Here is a 14,935-nt window from a genome sequence, read left to right on the forward strand (position 1 = left end):
ATTTCCCTAACCCCGAAAGCAGGATCTGGCGGCCAGTTCCCACGGGCCGCCACGATAATGCCAGACCGCCAATCCCGTGATGGCGAGCGGACGCGGACGGAACCCGGCTTTCAACCGCCCCGCAAGCGCCCTCGCCTCCTTTGCCGTGACCTTGTTCTGCACGGTGACGTGCAGGCGCGGGCGGGCGAGGTCCTGCGGTACCAGCAGACTGGAAAAGGCATCGGCCAGTTCCAACCATATATCCATGAGCGCAGGGCTTTCGACGCGATACGCGACGCCGTGCTCCAGGAGGAGGACGCCCGCCAGCGACGCCTTGGGCGGCGGCGAGGCGCAGAGAGTTTTGATCCGCACCGCCACTTCACCAAGCGTGGACGGCGGCAAATGGCGAAACAGGGTCAGATGCGCAGGCAGGACGTTGCGGTCCGGCGGATAATAAGCCCGCCTCTGCCGGTCGAGCCAGGCAAAGTCCTCGCCACCCATGAGCCCGGTGACGACGATCGGCGCAAGGAGGCGGCCGGTCATGGATCAGCGCCGCCGGAAAAGCCGCACGCTACAGGTCAAAGTTCCCCGCGCGCGCGCCGGATTTCGAACCATTTGCGGACATTTTCATTATGTTCCTGATAGGTGTCGGCGAAGATATGCCCGCCCTTCCCATCCGCCACGAAATAGAGAGCCTTCGTTTCCGCCGGGTGCAGCACCGCCAGCAGGGACAGCCGCCCCGGATTGGCGATCGGCCCCTTAGGCAGGCCCACCATGGCATAGGTGTTATAATCGTTGACCGCCGCGATTTCGGACTTCCGGATGCGGCGGCCCAGCGGTTTCCCCTTGGTGATGGGATAGATGATGGTCGGATCGGCCTGAAGCATCATCTTCGCCCGCAGCCGGTTGGCATAGACGCCCGCGACCATCGGCCTTTCCTCCGGGATCGCCGTTTCCTTCTCCACGATGCTGGCGAGGGTGACCGCCTCCTGCGGCGTCTTGACGACGAGGTTCGCCGCACGCTCCGCCCATAGTTTCGCGAGCCGGCGGTCCATCGCACCCTGCATCCGTTTCAGCACCGCCTCGCGGCTCTCCCCCTTCTGATAGGCATAGCTGTCCGGGAGGACGCTGCCTTCCTTGGGCACCTTGATTTCGCCAGTCAGTTCCTCATTCGCCATCAGCCGTTCGTAGACGAGGATCGAGGGCATGCCTTCGGGGATGGTGATCAGGCGGGTGAGCGTCTTTCCGCCCTGAAGGATCGTCAATATCTGCGAATTGCTCGCGCCCTTGGGGATGACGAATTCCCCGGCCTTGATCGGCGTCCCGCGCCCGAAAACCTTGGCGCGCGTCAGGAAAGCATCGGCGGAGCGCACCGCCCCCGCCTGTTTCAACAGCACCGCCGCGTCGGAAAGGGTCGCCCCCTCCGGCACCATCAGCGTGATATTCTGCGCCGCAGGTCCCGCCTCCGTCCATCCATAGACGAAGCGGAAAGCGATGAAGGCCGCGACGGCAAGGCCGATCAGCAATATGCCACAGCCAAGCCGCCGCATGCTATGTTCCTCAGATCGCCTTCATGATGAGCGATGCATTGGTGCCACCGAAACCGAAGCTGTTGTTCAGCACAGCGCGCACCTTACGTTCCTTGGCGACATGCGGGACCAGGTCCACGCCCGCGCAGCTTTCGCTCGGCTCGTCGAGGTTCAGCGTCGGCGGCACGATCTGATCGCGCAAGGCGAGGATGCAGAAGATGCTCTCCACCGCGCCCGCGCCGCCCAGCAGGTGACCGATGGCGGATTTGGTCGAGCTCATCGACATGGTGGCGATATGGTCGCCGAACAGCCGCTTGACCGCACCCAGTTCCAGCTCGTCGCCCAACGGGGTCGAAGTGCCGTGCGCGTTCACATAGTCGATGTCCGCGAGCGACAGGCCGGACTTCCTGAGCGCCATCTCCATGGAGCGATAACCGCCGCTGCCTTCCGGGTGCGGGGCCGTGACGTGGTAGGCGTCGCCCGACAGCCCGTAACCCACGACCTCGGCATAGATTTTCGCGCCGCGCGCCTTGGCCCGCTCATATTCCTCCAGCACGACCACGCCCGCGCCTTCGCCCATGACAAAGCCGTCGCGGTTGACGTCATAGGGCCGCGAAGCCTTTTCCGGCGTGTCGTTGAAGCCGGTGCTGAGCGCCCGCGCCTGCGCGAAGCCAGCGATCCCGATCGGGCAGATCGCGCTTTCCGCGCCACCCGCCAGCATCACGTCGGCATCGTCCATCGCGATCATGCGCGCGGCGTCGCCGATGGAGTGCGCGCCGGTCGAGCAGGCGGTGACGACGGCATGGTTCGGACCCATCAGGCCATATTTGATCGACACCTGCCCAGAGATCAGGTTGATGAGGCGGCCATGGACGAAGTGCGGCGACACACGGCCAGGCCCCTTGTTCGCCAGCACCAGCGATTCGCTTTCGATGCCCGGCAGGCCGCCGATGCCCGAACCGATGGAGCAGCCCGCGCGCAGGCGCTCTTCCTCGGTCATGTCGAGAAGGCCGGCATCCTTCAGCGCCTCACTCGCCGCCGCGATGCCGAAGACGATGAAGGGATCGACCTGACGCTGAATCTTGTGGTCGACCTCCAGATTCGCGTCGAAGCCATATTCGTGGTCGGCCGGCTTCACCTCACAGGCGATGCGGCATTTATAGTCGGTGGGGTCGAAGCGCGTGATCGTGGCCGCGCCCGATTTCGACGCAAGGATGTTCTTCCATGTGGTTTCGACATCTCCACCCAGCGGGCTGACCATGCCAAGACCGGTTACGACGACACGACGCATATGTTGCTCCGAATTCCTTTGGCTTCACGCCGCTCCTTAGCCGCTCGCGATCCGATTGTCGAAAGCCGAGGCAAGGGAATCAGCGCGCCAGATACGAAAAGGCTCCCCAGACCCGGAGCGACCGGACAGGAGGAGCCGTTCCTTCAAGCGATGCGGCCGACCGGACGGACCAGCCGCGAAACGCCCTTACTGCTTGCTGTCGATATAATCGATCGCATCCTTGACGGTGGCGATCTTTTCAGCCGCATCGTCGGGGATTTCGACGCCGAATTCTTCCTCGAAGGCCATGACCAGCTCAACGATGTCCAGGCTGTCTGCGCCCAGATCGTCGATGAAGCTGGCGTCTTCGGTCACCTTCTCGGCTTCGACGCCCAGATGCTCGACGACGATTTTCTTTACGCGATCCGCGGTCTCACTCATGAGTGGTCCTTTTTACTGGGTATCGTTGGTGGGTATGAATATCCGTTAAGGGATGCCCTAAAGCCAAGCCCGGATAGAGGCAAGAGGCAAGAGAGCCAAGCCCCTACATGCAGCGCGGGCATATGGCCGCATGCCTCGCGATACCCCGGCTCGTTGGATAAGCGTCCGTTTACCAAAAGTTCAATCGAATTTGCGACATCTTGCCAATGATCGAACGCCTTTGTCCCGACCGCTTCATTTCACGCGAGCGCATCCGGATAACGGCGGTCTTGATGCTCGCGATGACGGTCGGCGCCATCGCGATTCTTTTGCTGACGGCGCATGGGACCGTGGATTCGCTGGGGCGGCCGATCGGCACGGATTTTTCGAACGTCTGGACCGCCGGATGGATGGCCGATCATGGCCGCGCCGCGCAGGTCTGGGACTGGCGCGCCCATCATGCGGTCCAGCAGGCGCTGCATCATGACGCGGCGATCCCCTTCTATGGCTGGCACTATCCCCCGCCCTTCCTTCTGCTGGCCATCCTGCTCGCGCAGCTTCCCTATGTCACGGCGCTGATACTCTGGCAGGGAACAACGCTGACGCTCGCTTTCCTTCTGGTGCGCCGGATTCTTCCTCAGGCGCGCGATGCGTGGCTGGTAGCGCTCGGTGCGCCGGTAGTGCTGATCTGCCTTGGCCATGGGCAGAACGCCTTTCTGACGGCCAGCCTGCTGGGCGGCGGGATGCTGCTGCTCGACCGGCGGCCATGGGTCGCAGGGATACTGCTGGGTACGCTCGTCTACAAACCGCAATTCGCCGTGCTGATTCCAGTCCTGATCGCGGTGCGAGGGAACTGGCGAGCCTTTGTCGCGGCCGCGCTTGCCAGCATCGGCCTTTGTCTGCTGACCTTCGCAATCTGGGGATGGCCGGTGTGGCAGGCATTCCTCGATTCCCTGCCCCTGACGCGGCATATCGTCATCGAAAGCGGCGATACGGGGTGGGAGAAAATCCCCAGCCCCTTTTCCGCGATACGGCAATGGGGCGGGTCGATCCCGGCGGCCTATGCAATACAGGGGATGGTAGCCTTCGCGGCGATTGCAGTGGCCGCGCTGATCGCAAGGCGAGGATCGATGGAAACGTGCGGAGGCGCCGCGCTGTCCGCCGCGCTGCTCTGCACTCCTTATGTGCTGGACTATGATTTCGTATTGCTGGGGTTAGCCATCGCGTTTCTGGCGGCGGATATGCGGAAACGCGGCGAATTGCCGTGGGAGCGCACGGTGCTGGCCTATGGCTGGGCCGCGCCGCTTTTCGGCCGGTGGATGACCGCGATGACCGGCATTCCGGTCGTCATGATCGCGGCCATCGCGGTGCTTTTCATGGCGCTGCGGCGCGCCGCCCGGTTCGACGGCGCGCTGAGCGGGATCAGATCATCGCCATGCCGCCATTCACATGCAGCGTCTGGCCGGTGACATAGCCTGCTTCCCGGCTCGCCAGATATACGACCGCCGCGCCGATATCCTCGCCCGTGCCCAGGTCGCCCGCCGGAATCTTCTGGAGGATCGCGCCCTTCTGCACCTCGCTCAGCGCGTCGGTCATGGCCGATCGGATGAATCCCGGCGCGACGCAATTGACGGTGACGCCCCGGCTCGCCAGTTCTTGCCCCAGCGACTTGGACATGCCGATGATGCCCGCCTTGGACGCGGCATAATTGGCCTGCCCCGGATTGCCGGTGACGCCCACCACCGAAGTGATCGAGATGATGCGGCCGAAGCGCGCCTTCATCATCGGCTTGGCGGCGGCGCGGGCAAGGCGGAATGCAGCCTCAAGGTTCACCGCGATCACATCGGCCCATTCATCGTCCTTCATGCGGAGGATCAGATTGTCGCGCGTGATGCCCGCATTGTTGACGAGGATGTCGATCTTGCCGCCCAGCGCCTCGACTGCCTGCGGCACCAGCGCGTCGACGGACGCAGCATCAGACAGGTTGCAGACCAACGTCTTGTGATCGCCCCCCAGTTCCGCCGCGAAAGCCTTCAGCTTTTCCTCATTGCTCCCCGAAAGCGCCAGCGTCGCCCCCTGCGCGGCAAGCGACTTCGCGATGGCGGAGCCGATGCCGCCCGATGCGCCCGTCACCAGCGCGGTCATGCCTGTCAGATCGAACATGTTCAGTCTCCTTGTTCCTGTCGGTTCACGCGGAGGCGCGGAGACGCGGAGGGGCGATAGTCGTTGACGATTCGCTTCACCCCCTCCTTAAGCGTCGCGCCGCCGAAATTGACGAGCAGGCCGACGGGCTGCCCGGTAAGGCGCAGATAGGTCAATAATTGCTTGGCATGTGCGGCATTCAGTCTTTCCGTCGACTTGATTTCCACCAGCAATCGCCTTTCGACCAGCAAATCAATCCTGAATGCGCTGTCGAAACGAAGCCCGTCATATTCGACATCAACCGGGCGCTGGCGCTCGACGGCATAACCCATGGCGGCCAGCTTGGCCGCCAGGATCATTTCATAGACGCTTTCCAGCAGTCCCGGCCCCAATTCGCGATGAATCCGCAGCGCGACGTCCAGAACGTCGCCGCTGATCCGGTCAATATCGGTCAAATCCCCTCCGCGCCTCCGCGTCTCCGCGCGAATGCAAATCAAAATTCGGCCAGAGCCGCTTCGATATCGTCCATCGTCACGATGCTGCGGACGGTGGCGTCGGGCGCGATGCGCTTGACCATGGGGCCGAGCACCTTGCCGCCCAGCTCCACGAATTCCGTTACGCCCGCATCCCACATCGCCGCCACGGATTCGCGCCAACGCACGCGGCCAGTCACCTGCTCCACCAGCCGCGCCACGATCTCGGCCGGGTCGGCGATGGGAGCGGCCAGCACATTGGCATAGACTGGCAGCAGCGGCGCATTGATCGCCGCCTTGCCCAGCGCCTCGTCCATCGCTTCTGCGGCGGGCTGCATCAGCGGGCAGTGGAAGGGGGCGGAAACGGGAAGCAATACGCCGCGCTTGATGCCATGGTCCTTGACCAGCGCCACCGCCCGCTCGATCGCGCCGCGATGGCCGGAAATCACCACTTGCGTCGGGTCATTGTCATTGGCGACGGTGCAGACTTCTCCCTCCGCCGCCGCGTCGGCCAGAGCCTGCGCCTTTTCGATGTCCGCGCCCAGCAGGGCCGCCATCGCGCCCTCGCCCACCGGCACGGCGGCCTGCATCACCTGCCCGCGCAGCTTCAACAGCTTCGCCGTGGTACCGATATCGAAAGCCTCCGCCGCGCAAAGGGCGCTATATTCACCCAGGCTGTGCCCGGCGACATAATCGCCCTTGTCGGCCAGCGAGAAACCGCCTTCCTTCTGCATCACCCGCAGCGTTGCCAGCGCGTTCGCCATGATCGCGGGCTGGGCATTCTCCGTCAGCGTCAGGTCGCTTTCCGGCCCTTCCACCATGATGCGGAACAAATGCTGCGACAGGGCGTCGTCGACTTCCTGAAACAGTTCCTTCGCGGCCGGGCTGGCTTCGGCCAGCGCCTTGCCCATGCCCACCGACTGGCTGCCCTGACCCGGAAATAGAAATGCCCTCATGCTTCACCCTCTGAACCCGGCGGCGCGAAAAGCGCCATTTTCCAAGACCGTTACACTTTACGACAACATTGCCATTGAGACACCGCCGCGATTTCGGCAGTTATTTCAACGAGCGCCTCGACATCGCCCCTGGGCGGCTGTCTGCGGTGCCTTTAACGATGACGGAGTGCAAGGAAAAGGTGCGATATCGCATTGCATGGATCAGCGGAACGGCGCTCCTGTTGACGGCCTGTGCCGCCGGTCCCGATTACCGCCCGCCCCAAACGACGGCGCTGGGAGTTCCGCCTGCCTATAGCCAAGGCGCTTCCGTCCCGCTCAGCGAGGCCGATCTGGCCAATTGGTGGACACGGCTCAACGATCCCGCGCTCAGCCATCTGATCGATCAGGCCATCGCCAGCAATCTGGACATCGTGCAGGCGCAGGCGCGGCTGCGGCAGGCGCGGGAATCGCTGCGGCAGGCCAATGCCTCCTTCCTGCCGCAGGTGAACGCGTCGGGCAGCGGGGGACGCAATTACAGCAGCCAGGATGCGGGCGGGCGGCTCGACAGCAGCGGCAATCCCATCGGCGGCGCCGGAGGCAACTGGTCAAGCAGCTATTCCCTGCGCGCCAATGCAAGCTGGCAGATCGACCTGTTCGGCGAGCTTTCCCGCTCCGCCGAAGCGGCCCGCGCCGACCTCGCCGCATCGGGCTATGACCTCGCCAATGTGCGGATGACCATCATTTCCGAACTGGTCACCAACTATGTGCAGGCGCGGCTGGCGCAGGCCCAGCTTCAGGTGGCGCGCGAAACGCAGACGGTCCAGCAGGACAATTACGACATCGCCAACTGGCGCTTGCAGGCGGGCCTCGTCTCCTCGCTGGACGAGCAGCAGGCCAAGGCGCAACTGGCGCAGACCAGAGCGTCCATCCCGCAACTGGAGACCAGCCTGAAAGGCAGCCTCAACCGGATCGCGGTGCTGACCGGGCAGGCTCCGGGAGAAGCCACCCGCACCCTCGAAACCCCGGTCCCCATTCCCGCAGCCGCGACGCAGATCGCCACCGGCATTCCCGCCGACACGCTGCGCCAGCGCCCGGACGTGCGCTCGGCGGAGCGCGCCCTCGCCGCCGCGACGGCGCGGATCGGCGTGGCGCAGGCGCAGCTTTATCCGTCGCTGGGGATCAGCGGGAATATCGGCACCACCTCCAATGCTTTCAAAGACCTGTTCGACCTGGTGACGGGCGGCGTGTTCGCCAATGTCGCGCAGGTGATCTTCGACGGCGGGCGGCTCTCCTCGCAGGTCCGCTCGCAGAAAGCCGCCGCGGACGGGGCCTTCGCCTTCTATAAGCAAAGCGTGCTGACCGCGCTGGAAGATGTCGAAAATGCGATGGCCGCGCTCGCCAGCGCGCAGGCGCGAAAGGCGGAGTTCCAGACCGCCTTCGAAGCGTCCAACAACGCCGCGACCATGGCCCGCAGCCAGTATCAGTCGGGCCTGATCGACTTCCAAACGCTCTCCAACAGCGAATCCACGCTTTTGAACGCCCGCAACAGCCTCGCCTCCGCTCAGGCCGACGAAATCCTTGCCATCGCCCAGCTTTACAATGCGCTGGGCGGCGGCTGGCAGAACATGGAAAACCGCCCCAATGAGCAATGATGTGACGACGGATCAGGATCTGAACGACTTCCTTGGCGCGAAGCCCGCAAAGCCGTGGCGCAAATGGATCATCCGGGGGGGTATCGGCGTGGCGCTGCTGATCGCCATCCTGCTGCTGGCTTATTGCTTCGGCGGCGATGACAAGCCCGACTATGCGACGCGCGAGGTGCGCAAGGGCGACCTGACCGTCACCGTCTCCGCGACCGGCAATCTGAAGCCCATCAATCAGGTGGATGTGGGCTCCGAACAGTCGGGCAAGATCACGGCGGTCTATGTCGACGTGAACGACCGGGTGACGAAGGGGCAGAGGCTGGCCGAACTCGACACCCGCCGTCTGGTCGACACCATCAACCAGAACCGGGCGCAGGTTTCCTCCTCGCAGGCCAGCGTGTCGCAGGCGCAGGCGCAGCTTGCCCTCGCCAAGGCGACGCTGGACCGGCAGCTCAACGTGTTCAACCTGTCGGGCGGGCGCGTCCCCGCCAAGACGGAACTGGACGCGGCCCGCGCCGATTATCAGTCGGCCCTCGCCAACCTCAATTCCGCGCAGGCGCAGGTCCGCGTGTCGCAGGCCCAGCTTTCGACCGCGCAGACCAATCTTTCCATCGCCCAGATCGTGTCGCCGGTGACCGGCGTCGTCCTCTCCCGCGACATAGAGCCGGGGCAGACGGTGGCGGCGTCCCTCAACGCGCCGGTCCTCTTCACCATCGCCGAGGACTTGACCAAGATGGAGGTCGAAGTCTCCGTCGACGAGGCCGATGTCGGGCAGGTGAAGGAAGGCCAGAGCGCCAATTTCTCCGTGGACGCCTTCCCCGGCCGGACCTTCCCGGCCAAGGTCACGCGGGTGAATGTGGGGTCGAACAGCTCCAGCAGTTCCTCATCCTCCTCCTCGTCCAGCAGCACGTCCAGCAGCACGGCAGGCACCGTGGTGGCCTATACCGCCGTGCTTTCGGTCGACAATCAGGACGAAACCCTGCGCCCCGGCATGACGGCGACGGCGGACATCGTGACGCAGGAACTGCGTGACGTGCTGCTCGTCCCCAACGCCGCGCTGCGCTTCAAGCCCATCACGGATGCCGGCCAGGGCGGCGGCATCACCAGCCAGATCGTGCCCGGCCCCCGCCGCTTCCGCCGCGGCAACGCCCGGCAGGTCAGCTTCGGCGCGGGCAGCAGCCAGACCGTCTATGTGCAGGACGAAAATGGCGAGCCCAAAGCCGTGCAGGTCACGGTGGGCGCGAGCGACGGCGCGCGCACGGCCATCATCGGCGGCGACCTGAAAGCCGGAATGCGGGTCATCACCGGCCAGCTGGCCGCCGGGCAGCAACAGCCCGCCGAGGACCAGAAGGCCGACCAAAATGGCGGCGGCCGCAAGGCGGGCCCGCGCAACAAGGCGGCGGACGGCAGCCCCGCCACTGTCGGCAAGCTCGGCAATTCGGGCGACTCGCCGCCGGAAACCGCGCCGGTCGCTCCCACCCCCGCGCCGCAGGGCCAACGCAACGAACCGCGCGGCACGGGCCGGACGAACGGAACCTGACGCCATGGCTTCCCCGCCCCCCTCCGCGCCGATCATATCGCTGCGCGGCATCACCAAGACGTTCGGCTCCGGCCCGACCGCGTTTCAGGCGCTCAAGGGCATCGACCTCGACATAAAGGAAGGCGATTTCGTCGCCGTCATGGGCCCGTCCGGCTCCGGCAAGTCGACGACGATGAACATATTGGGCTGCCTCGACGTGCCGACGGCGGGCGAGTTCCTGTTCAAGGGCCGCCATGTGGAGCAACTGGACCGCGACCAGCGCGCCCTGCTGCGCCGCCGGTATCTGGGCTTCGTGTTCCAGGGCTTCAACCTGCTCGCCCGCACCAGCGCGCTGGAGAATGTGGAACTGCCCCTGCTCTACCGGGGCGAGGACAAGAAGATGCGCTATGACGCGGGCATGGCCGCGCTGGAGAAGGTGGGCCTCAAGGAATGGTGGGATCACACGCCCGCAGAGCTTTCCGGCGGCCAGCAGCAGCGCGTCGCCATCGCCCGTGCCATCGTGACGCAGCCCGCCGTGCTGCTGGCGGACGAGCCGACCGGCAATCTCGATTCGGAACGGTCGGTGGAGATCATGGAACTGCTGACCGACCTCAACCGCAACAGCGGCATCACCGTCATCATGGTCACGCATGAGCCGGACATGGCCGCCTTCGCCCACACCATCGTCCATTTCAAGGACGGGCTTGTCGAACGGATCGAGGAAGGGGCGAGGGTTTGACGATGTTCCCGACCACCGTTCGCCCTGAGCGAAGTCGAAGGGCAAGTCTGAGCGAAGCGAAGGCACGGCCAAGGCCCCTTCAACGCCGTCCGCGGCGGCACTCAGGACAGGCTTCGACAAGCTCAGCCCGAACGGATTTGAGGTTTGCATATCCATGCTAGGCACCACCGTCATCCTCGCCTTCCGCGCGATCAACCGGCACAAGCTGCGCTCGTTTCTGACGACGCTGGGCATCATCATCGGCGTCGCGGCGGTCGTGACCATGGTGACGCTGGGCAACGGCGCCACCGCCGCCGTGCGGGAACAGATCAGTTCGCTGGGCGCCAATGTGCTGCAACTGCGCCCCGGACAAGGCTTCGGGCGCGGCGGCGGTGGTCCCCGTCCGCCCGATTTCAAGCCGCAGGACCTGACGGCCATCGAAAACCAGCTCACCGGCGTTCGCGCGGTCGCTCCGCTGGTGCAATCGAGCGGCAGCACGGCCATTTACGAAGGCAGCAACTGGTCCACCACCGTCTATGGCACCACCGCCGCCTATTTCGAGGTGCAGAACTGGAAAGCCGAAACGGGCCGCCTGTTCATGACGGAGGAGGAGGAGGCCGGAAAACCCGTCTGCATCATTGGCAACACCGTCCGCACCAACCTCTTCCAGGGCAACGACCCCATCGGCAAGCGGATGCGGATCAAGGGCGTGTCCTGTCAGGTGATCGGCGTCCTCACCACGCGCGGGCAAGGCGGCTTCGGCGATCAGGACGACGTGGTCGTCATGCCGATCAAGTTCGTGCAGCGCCGCTTCACCGGCGACCGCGACATCAGCCAGATCATGGTCGCGGTGGACGACGCCTATGACACCTCCGCCGTGCAGAGCAGCCTTGAGGAACTGATGCGCGAACGGCGCAAGGTGAAGGCGGGCGATCAGGACAATTTCAACGTATTCGACACCAAGCAGATTTCCGACACGCTGACCGGCACCACCACCATATTGACTCAGATCGTGGCCGCGGTGGCGGCGATTTCCCTGCTGGTCGGCGGGATCGGCATCATGAACATCATGCTGGTGTCCGTGACGGAGCGGACGCGGGAAATCGGCATCCGCCTCGCCATCGGGGCGGTGGCGCGGGAAGTTCTCATGCAGTTTCTGGTGGAGGCCATCGTGCTGTCCTGCCTGGGCGGGCTGATCGGCCTGTTCCTGGCGCTCATCGCGTCCGTCGCCATCGCGCCGCTGATGCAGGTGCCCTTCATCTTCGACGTGAAGGTGAACCTCATCGCCTTCCTGTTCTCGGCCGCGATCGGGGTGGTGTTCGGCTATTTCCCGGCGCGGCGGGCCGCGGCGCTCAATCCCATCGACGCGCTGCGGCACGAATAGGGGAGCATGGACCGGCTCCGCGCCTCTTCCGAACACCGCTCCTCGAATCGTTCCATGAACAGCCGTTCAGATTAAACCGCGCACCGATACAATTTCCGACACAATTCTCTCTACCCGGCACATCCTTGCGACAATCGCCTCCTAATTCTGTGTTCGACGCCCCGGAAGGCGCCAGAGATCGAAGAAGGAGCAATAACGATGATGAAGAAGTTCCTGATGGCCCTTGCCGCCACCACGATGATCGCCAGCCCGATGGTCGCCGCGCAGGCGCAGGCTGCTCCCCATCGCGAAACCGTTCGCGTGGTGAAGCAGGGCCCGCACGGACGCACCATGGTCCGGCAGAAGACGGTCGTCCGCAAGCAGGCCTATCGCAACAATTATCGTCACTGGACGAAAGGCCAGCGGTTCGACCGTCGCCACGCAGCCCATTATCGGGTCGTGAACAACTATCGCGACTATCGCCTTTCGGCCCCGCCGCGCGGTTATCAGTGGGTGCGGTCCGGCAATGACGCCGTGCTGATCGCGATCACCAGCGGCATCATCGGCGCGGTGATCGGCGGCGCCCTGCGCTAAGCAACTCGCCCGAGCGGTGGGCGGCGCCCCGGCAGGTGACCTTGCCGGGGCGTTTCGCGTTTATACGAGGCCGGTCAGATAATAGACGGCGATCACGATGAAGACCGTGAGCGTCTTGATGATCGTCAACGCGAAGATATCCTTGTAAGCCTGCCGATGCGTCAATCCCGTCACCGCCAGCAAGGTGATGATCGCCCCATTATGCGGCAGGCTGTCCATCCCGCCCGAAGCCATGGAAGCGACGCGATGCAGCACCTCCCTGGGGATGCCGGCCGCATCGCCCGCCGCGATGAACTGATCCGCCATGGCCGCCAGCGCGATCGACAGCCCGCCCGAAGCCGATCCGGTGATCCCGGCCAGCGACGTGACGGTGATCGCTTCGTTGATGAGCGGATTCGGCACGGATTTCAGCGCCTCCTTCACGATCAGGAAGCCCGGCAAGGCCGCGATCACCGCGCCGAAGCCATATTCGACCGCCGTATTCATTCCCGCCAGCAAAGCGCCGCCCACCGCCGCTTTCGATCCATCGGCGAAACGCTTCGCCACGGTTCGGAAAGCAAAGAGCAGGATGGTCGCGATGCCCAGCAGCAAGGCGCCCTCCACCGCCCAGAGCGCGGCCATCTGCGCGACCTTGACCGACACCGGCTCGGCGAGGCCAGCCATGGACAGGCTGACCTCCTCTTCGGTCCAGATCCGGGGGATCAAGACGGTCAGCGCCAGATTGCCGAAACCCACGACCAGCAGGGGCAGGATGGCGATGATGGCGGGCGTGCGCTCTTCATCCGCGACCGGCTCGGGCTCGTTGACCAGCGTTTCGGGCGCGCCATAGCCCTCTCCCGCCGCCATCAGCACGCGCCGCCGCCAACCCAGATAGGCCAGCCCCATCCCCATGATGCAGGCCGATCCGATCAGCCCCAGCACCGGCGCGGCCCATGTCGTCGTGCCGAAGAAGCTGGTGGGAATGATATTCTGGATCTGCGGCGTGCCCGGCATGGCGTCCATGGTGAAGGTGATCGCGCCCAGGCCGATCGTCGCGGGCACCAGCCGCTTGGGGATGCCGGCGCGCCGGAACATCTCCGCCGCGAAGGGATAGACGGCGAACACCGCGACGAAGACCGACACGCCGCCATAGGTCAGCAGCGCCGTCACCAGCATGATCGCGGGGATCGCCCTTTCCGCGCCCACGAAGCCGATCACCGCCGTCACGATGGAGCGGGAGAAGCCGGAAATCTCGATCAGCTTGCCGAACAGCGCGCCCAGCAGGAAAACCGGGAAATAAAGCTTCAGGAAACTTGCCACCTTCTCCATGAACAGCCCGGAAAAGGCGGCGGGGACGGCGGACGGATCGGTCAGGAACACCGCCAGCATCGCCAGCAGCGGCGCCATCAATATGACGCTCATCCCGCGATAGGCCGCCAGCATCAGCAAGATGAGCGATAATGCCGCAATGCCGACCGCCATATTTCTCCCCCTTCCCGCTGCGTTCGACGAAGAACTACGCGGAGACAGGCCGCAAGCCAACTGTCCCTTGCCTTTCACCGGCATTTCCGTCATAGGCGCGCCTTCGCACGGGACCGGGGTGACTCGGCCCCACGCGTTTCAATGCTTAAGACGACAGCCGGAGGGGCGTTCCACATGGGGTGGACGTCAGCGATCGGCCAACAGATGAGGCAATACCCATGGCTCTTTACGAGCATGTGTTCCTTGCGCGCCAGGACCTGGCACAGGCGCAGGTGGACGCGCTGGCGGAAACCGCCACCAAGATCGTCGAGGATATGCAGGGCAAGGTGACCAAGGTCGAAACCTGGGGCCTGCGTTCGCTCGCGTACAAGATCGCCAAGAACCGCAAGGCGCACTATGTGATGCTCAACATCGACGCCCCCGCCGGCGTCGTCGCGGAACTGGAGCGCCAGACCCAGATCAACGAAGACGTGATCCGCTACATGACCATCAAGGTCGACGAGCTGGAAACCGGCCCGTCCGTGATGATGCGCAAGCAGGAACGCTCCGAGCGTGGCGATCGCGGCCCGCGCGGCGATCGTGGCGATCGCGGTCCCCGCGAAGATCGTGGCCCGCGCCGCGACCGCGAAGAAACCGCTGGCGAATAAGGAGATCTGAAACATGGCACGCCCGTTTTTCCGCCGCCGCAAGAGCTGCCCTTTCGCCGCCAAGGATGCGCCGAAGATCGATTACAAGGACGTCCGTCTGCTGCAGGGCTTTGTGTCCGAGCGCGGCAAGATCGTCCCCAGCCGCATCACCGCGGTGTCCGCCAAGAAGCAGCGCGAGCTGGCCCAGGCCATCAAGCGCGCCCGTCATCTGGGCCTGCTGCCCTACATCGTGAAGTGAGGGA

16 protein-coding genes are annotated in these 14,935 nt (G+C 64.6%); 8 read left to right on the top strand and 8 right to left on the bottom strand.

Annotated features, from left to right (window positions below):
- Positions 1 to 6: 6 nt before the first annotated feature.
- From SCLO_RS06915 to SCLO_RS06930, 4 genes are all read right to left on the bottom strand, one after another.
- Positions 7 to 522: a 2'-5' RNA ligase family protein gene (locus SCLO_RS06915; protein ID WP_123905456.1), complete on the bottom strand. Its 516-nt coding sequence runs from the start codon at positions 520 to 522 to the stop codon at positions 7 to 9.
- A 35-nt stretch (positions 523 to 557) separates the two neighbouring features.
- Positions 558 to 1,529 carry an endolytic transglycosylase MltG gene (gene mltG / locus SCLO_RS06920; RefSeq protein ID WP_066517025.1) on the bottom strand — a complete coding sequence of 324 codons (972 nt, stop codon included), beginning with the start codon at positions 1,527 to 1,529 and terminating at the stop codon, positions 558 to 560.
- Between the two features lie 10 nt (positions 1,530 to 1,539).
- Complete coding sequence (gene fabF, locus SCLO_RS06925; RefSeq protein WP_066517023.1) at positions 1,540 to 2,799, bottom strand: beta-ketoacyl-ACP synthase II; 1,260 nt, start codon at positions 2,797 to 2,799, stop codon at positions 1,540 to 1,542.
- 186 nt (positions 2,800 to 2,985) lie between these two features.
- Entirely contained in the window at positions 2,986 to 3,219 is a 234-nt protein-coding gene (locus SCLO_RS06930) for an acyl carrier protein (RefSeq protein ID WP_007689016.1), read from the bottom strand.
- 206 nt (positions 3,220 to 3,425) lie between these two features.
- On the opposite strand from SCLO_RS06930, the gene SCLO_RS06935 reads away from it, so the two are divergent.
- On the top strand, positions 3,426 to 4,667 hold the full coding sequence (locus tag SCLO_RS06935) for a glycosyltransferase family 87 protein (protein ID WP_066517021.1): 1,242 nt from the start codon (positions 3,426 to 3,428) through the stop codon (positions 4,665 to 4,667).
- Here the strand turns inward: SCLO_RS06935 and fabG are convergent.
- The 3 genes from fabG to fabD are packed head-to-tail and all read right to left on the bottom strand — an operon-like array spanning position 4,621 to position 6,769.
- Complete coding sequence (fabG, locus tag SCLO_RS06940) at positions 4,621 to 5,361, bottom strand: 3-oxoacyl-[acyl-carrier-protein] reductase (RefSeq protein WP_066517020.1); 741 nt, start codon at positions 5,359 to 5,361, stop codon at positions 4,621 to 4,623. The genes SCLO_RS06935 and fabG overlap by 47 nt on opposite strands.
- A 2-nt stretch (positions 5,362 to 5,363) precedes the next feature.
- Positions 5,364 to 5,795, bottom strand: coding sequence for a GxxExxY protein (locus SCLO_RS06945; protein ID WP_066517047.1), 432 nt, complete (start codon positions 5,793 to 5,795; stop codon positions 5,364 to 5,366).
- A 38-nt stretch (positions 5,796 to 5,833) separates the two neighbouring features.
- On the bottom strand, positions 5,834 to 6,769 hold the full coding sequence (gene fabD / locus SCLO_RS06950) for an ACP S-malonyltransferase (RefSeq protein WP_066517018.1): 936 nt from the start codon (positions 6,767 to 6,769) through the stop codon (positions 5,834 to 5,836).
- Positions 6,770 to 6,927: 158 nt separating this feature from the next.
- Between fabD and SCLO_RS06955 the strand changes: the two genes are divergently transcribed.
- The 5 genes from SCLO_RS06955 to SCLO_RS06975 all read left to right on the top strand — a co-directional run bounded on the left by SCLO_RS06955 (position 6,928) and on the right by SCLO_RS06975 (position 12,585).
- The gene (locus SCLO_RS06955) at positions 6,928 to 8,400 is read left to right on the top strand and encodes an efflux transporter outer membrane subunit (protein ID WP_174521955.1); all 1,473 of its coding nucleotides are present in this window, start codon (positions 6,928 to 6,930) and stop codon (positions 8,398 to 8,400) included.
- Complete coding sequence (locus SCLO_RS06960) at positions 8,390 to 9,931, top strand: efflux RND transporter periplasmic adaptor subunit (protein WP_096362105.1); 1,542 nt, start codon at positions 8,390 to 8,392, stop codon at positions 9,929 to 9,931. The genes SCLO_RS06955 and SCLO_RS06960 overlap by 11 nt, the downstream gene beginning before the upstream one ends.
- Positions 9,932 to 9,935: 4 nt before the next feature.
- Positions 9,936 to 10,649, top strand: a complete 714-nt coding sequence (locus SCLO_RS06965; RefSeq protein ID WP_066517016.1) for an ABC transporter ATP-binding protein — start codon at positions 9,936 to 9,938, stop codon at positions 10,647 to 10,649.
- Between the two features lie 154 nt (positions 10,650 to 10,803).
- Positions 10,804 to 12,012 carry an ABC transporter permease gene (locus tag SCLO_RS06970; RefSeq protein WP_066517015.1) on the top strand — a complete coding sequence of 403 codons (1,209 nt, stop codon included), beginning with the start codon at positions 10,804 to 10,806 and terminating at the stop codon, positions 12,010 to 12,012.
- Positions 12,013 to 12,210: 198 nt separating this feature from the next.
- Positions 12,211 to 12,585 (top strand): RcnB family protein, encoded by a 375-nt coding sequence (locus tag SCLO_RS06975; RefSeq protein WP_066517011.1) that lies wholly within the window; start codon positions 12,211 to 12,213, stop codon positions 12,583 to 12,585.
- Between the two features lie 60 nt (positions 12,586 to 12,645).
- Here SCLO_RS06975 and SCLO_RS06980 read toward each other — a convergent pair whose 3' ends face one another.
- On the bottom strand, positions 12,646 to 14,046 hold the full coding sequence (locus SCLO_RS06980; RefSeq protein WP_066517009.1) for a GntP family permease: 1,401 nt from the start codon (positions 14,044 to 14,046) through the stop codon (positions 12,646 to 12,648).
- A 218-nt stretch (positions 14,047 to 14,264) separates the two neighbouring features.
- On the opposite strand from SCLO_RS06980, the gene rpsF reads away from it, so the two are divergent.
- Positions 14,265 to 14,693 carry a 30S ribosomal protein S6 gene (gene rpsF, locus SCLO_RS06985; protein WP_066517007.1) on the top strand — a complete coding sequence of 143 codons (429 nt, stop codon included), beginning with the start codon at positions 14,265 to 14,267 and terminating at the stop codon, positions 14,691 to 14,693.
- A gap of 13 nt (positions 14,694 to 14,706) precedes the next feature.
- Entirely contained in the window at positions 14,707 to 14,931 is a 225-nt protein-coding gene (gene rpsR / locus SCLO_RS06990) for a 30S ribosomal protein S18 (RefSeq protein WP_004212076.1), read from the top strand.
- Positions 14,932 to 14,935 lie beyond the last annotated feature (4 nt).

Source organism: Sphingobium cloacae (genome assembly GCF_002355855.1).
GTDB classification, from domain to species: domain Bacteria; phylum Pseudomonadota; class Alphaproteobacteria; order Sphingomonadales; family Sphingomonadaceae; genus Sphingobium; species Sphingobium cloacae.

What these genes read in the sequence shown, in the direction of transcription:
- SCLO_RS06975 (WP_066517011.1), top strand. Translation starts at nt 12,211, where the DNA reads ATGATGAAGAAGTTCCTGATGGCCCTTGCCGCCACCACGATGATCGCC.
- fabF (WP_066517023.1), bottom strand. Translation starts at nt 2,799, where the DNA reads ATGCGTCGTGTCGTCGTAACCGGTCTTGGCATGGTCAGCCCGCTGGGT.
- SCLO_RS06960 (WP_096362105.1), top strand. Translation starts at nt 8,390, where the DNA reads ATGAGCAATGATGTGACGACGGATCAGGATCTGAACGACTTCCTTGGC.
- fabG (WP_066517020.1), bottom strand. Translation starts at nt 5,361, where the DNA reads ATGTTCGATCTGACAGGCATGACCGCGCTGGTGACGGGCGCATCGGGC.
- SCLO_RS06965 (WP_066517016.1), top strand. Translation starts at nt 9,936, where the DNA reads ATGGCTTCCCCGCCCCCCTCCGCGCCGATCATATCGCTGCGCGGCATC.
- SCLO_RS06980 (WP_066517009.1), bottom strand. Translation starts at nt 14,046, where the DNA reads ATGGCGGTCGGCATTGCGGCATTATCGCTCATCTTGCTGATGCTGGCG.
- rpsF (WP_066517007.1), top strand. Translation starts at nt 14,265, where the DNA reads ATGGCTCTTTACGAGCATGTGTTCCTTGCGCGCCAGGACCTGGCACAG.
- SCLO_RS06970 (WP_066517015.1), top strand. Translation starts at nt 10,804, where the DNA reads ATGCTAGGCACCACCGTCATCCTCGCCTTCCGCGCGATCAACCGGCAC.
- rpsR (WP_004212076.1), top strand. Translation starts at nt 14,707, where the DNA reads ATGGCACGCCCGTTTTTCCGCCGCCGCAAGAGCTGCCCTTTCGCCGCC.
- SCLO_RS06915 (WP_123905456.1), bottom strand. Translation starts at nt 522, where the DNA reads ATGACCGGCCGCCTCCTTGCGCCGATCGTCGTCACCGGGCTCATGGGT.
- SCLO_RS06930 (WP_007689016.1), bottom strand. Translation starts at nt 3,219, where the DNA reads ATGAGTGAGACCGCGGATCGCGTAAAGAAAATCGTCGTCGAGCATCTG.
- SCLO_RS06935 (WP_066517021.1), top strand. Translation starts at nt 3,426, where the DNA reads ATGATCGAACGCCTTTGTCCCGACCGCTTCATTTCACGCGAGCGCATC.
- SCLO_RS06955 (WP_174521955.1), top strand. Translation starts at nt 6,928, where the DNA reads ATGACGGAGTGCAAGGAAAAGGTGCGATATCGCATTGCATGGATCAGC.
- fabD (WP_066517018.1), bottom strand. Translation starts at nt 6,769, where the DNA reads ATGAGGGCATTTCTATTTCCGGGTCAGGGCAGCCAGTCGGTGGGCATG.
- mltG (WP_066517025.1), bottom strand. Translation starts at nt 1,529, where the DNA reads ATGCGGCGGCTTGGCTGTGGCATATTGCTGATCGGCCTTGCCGTCGCG.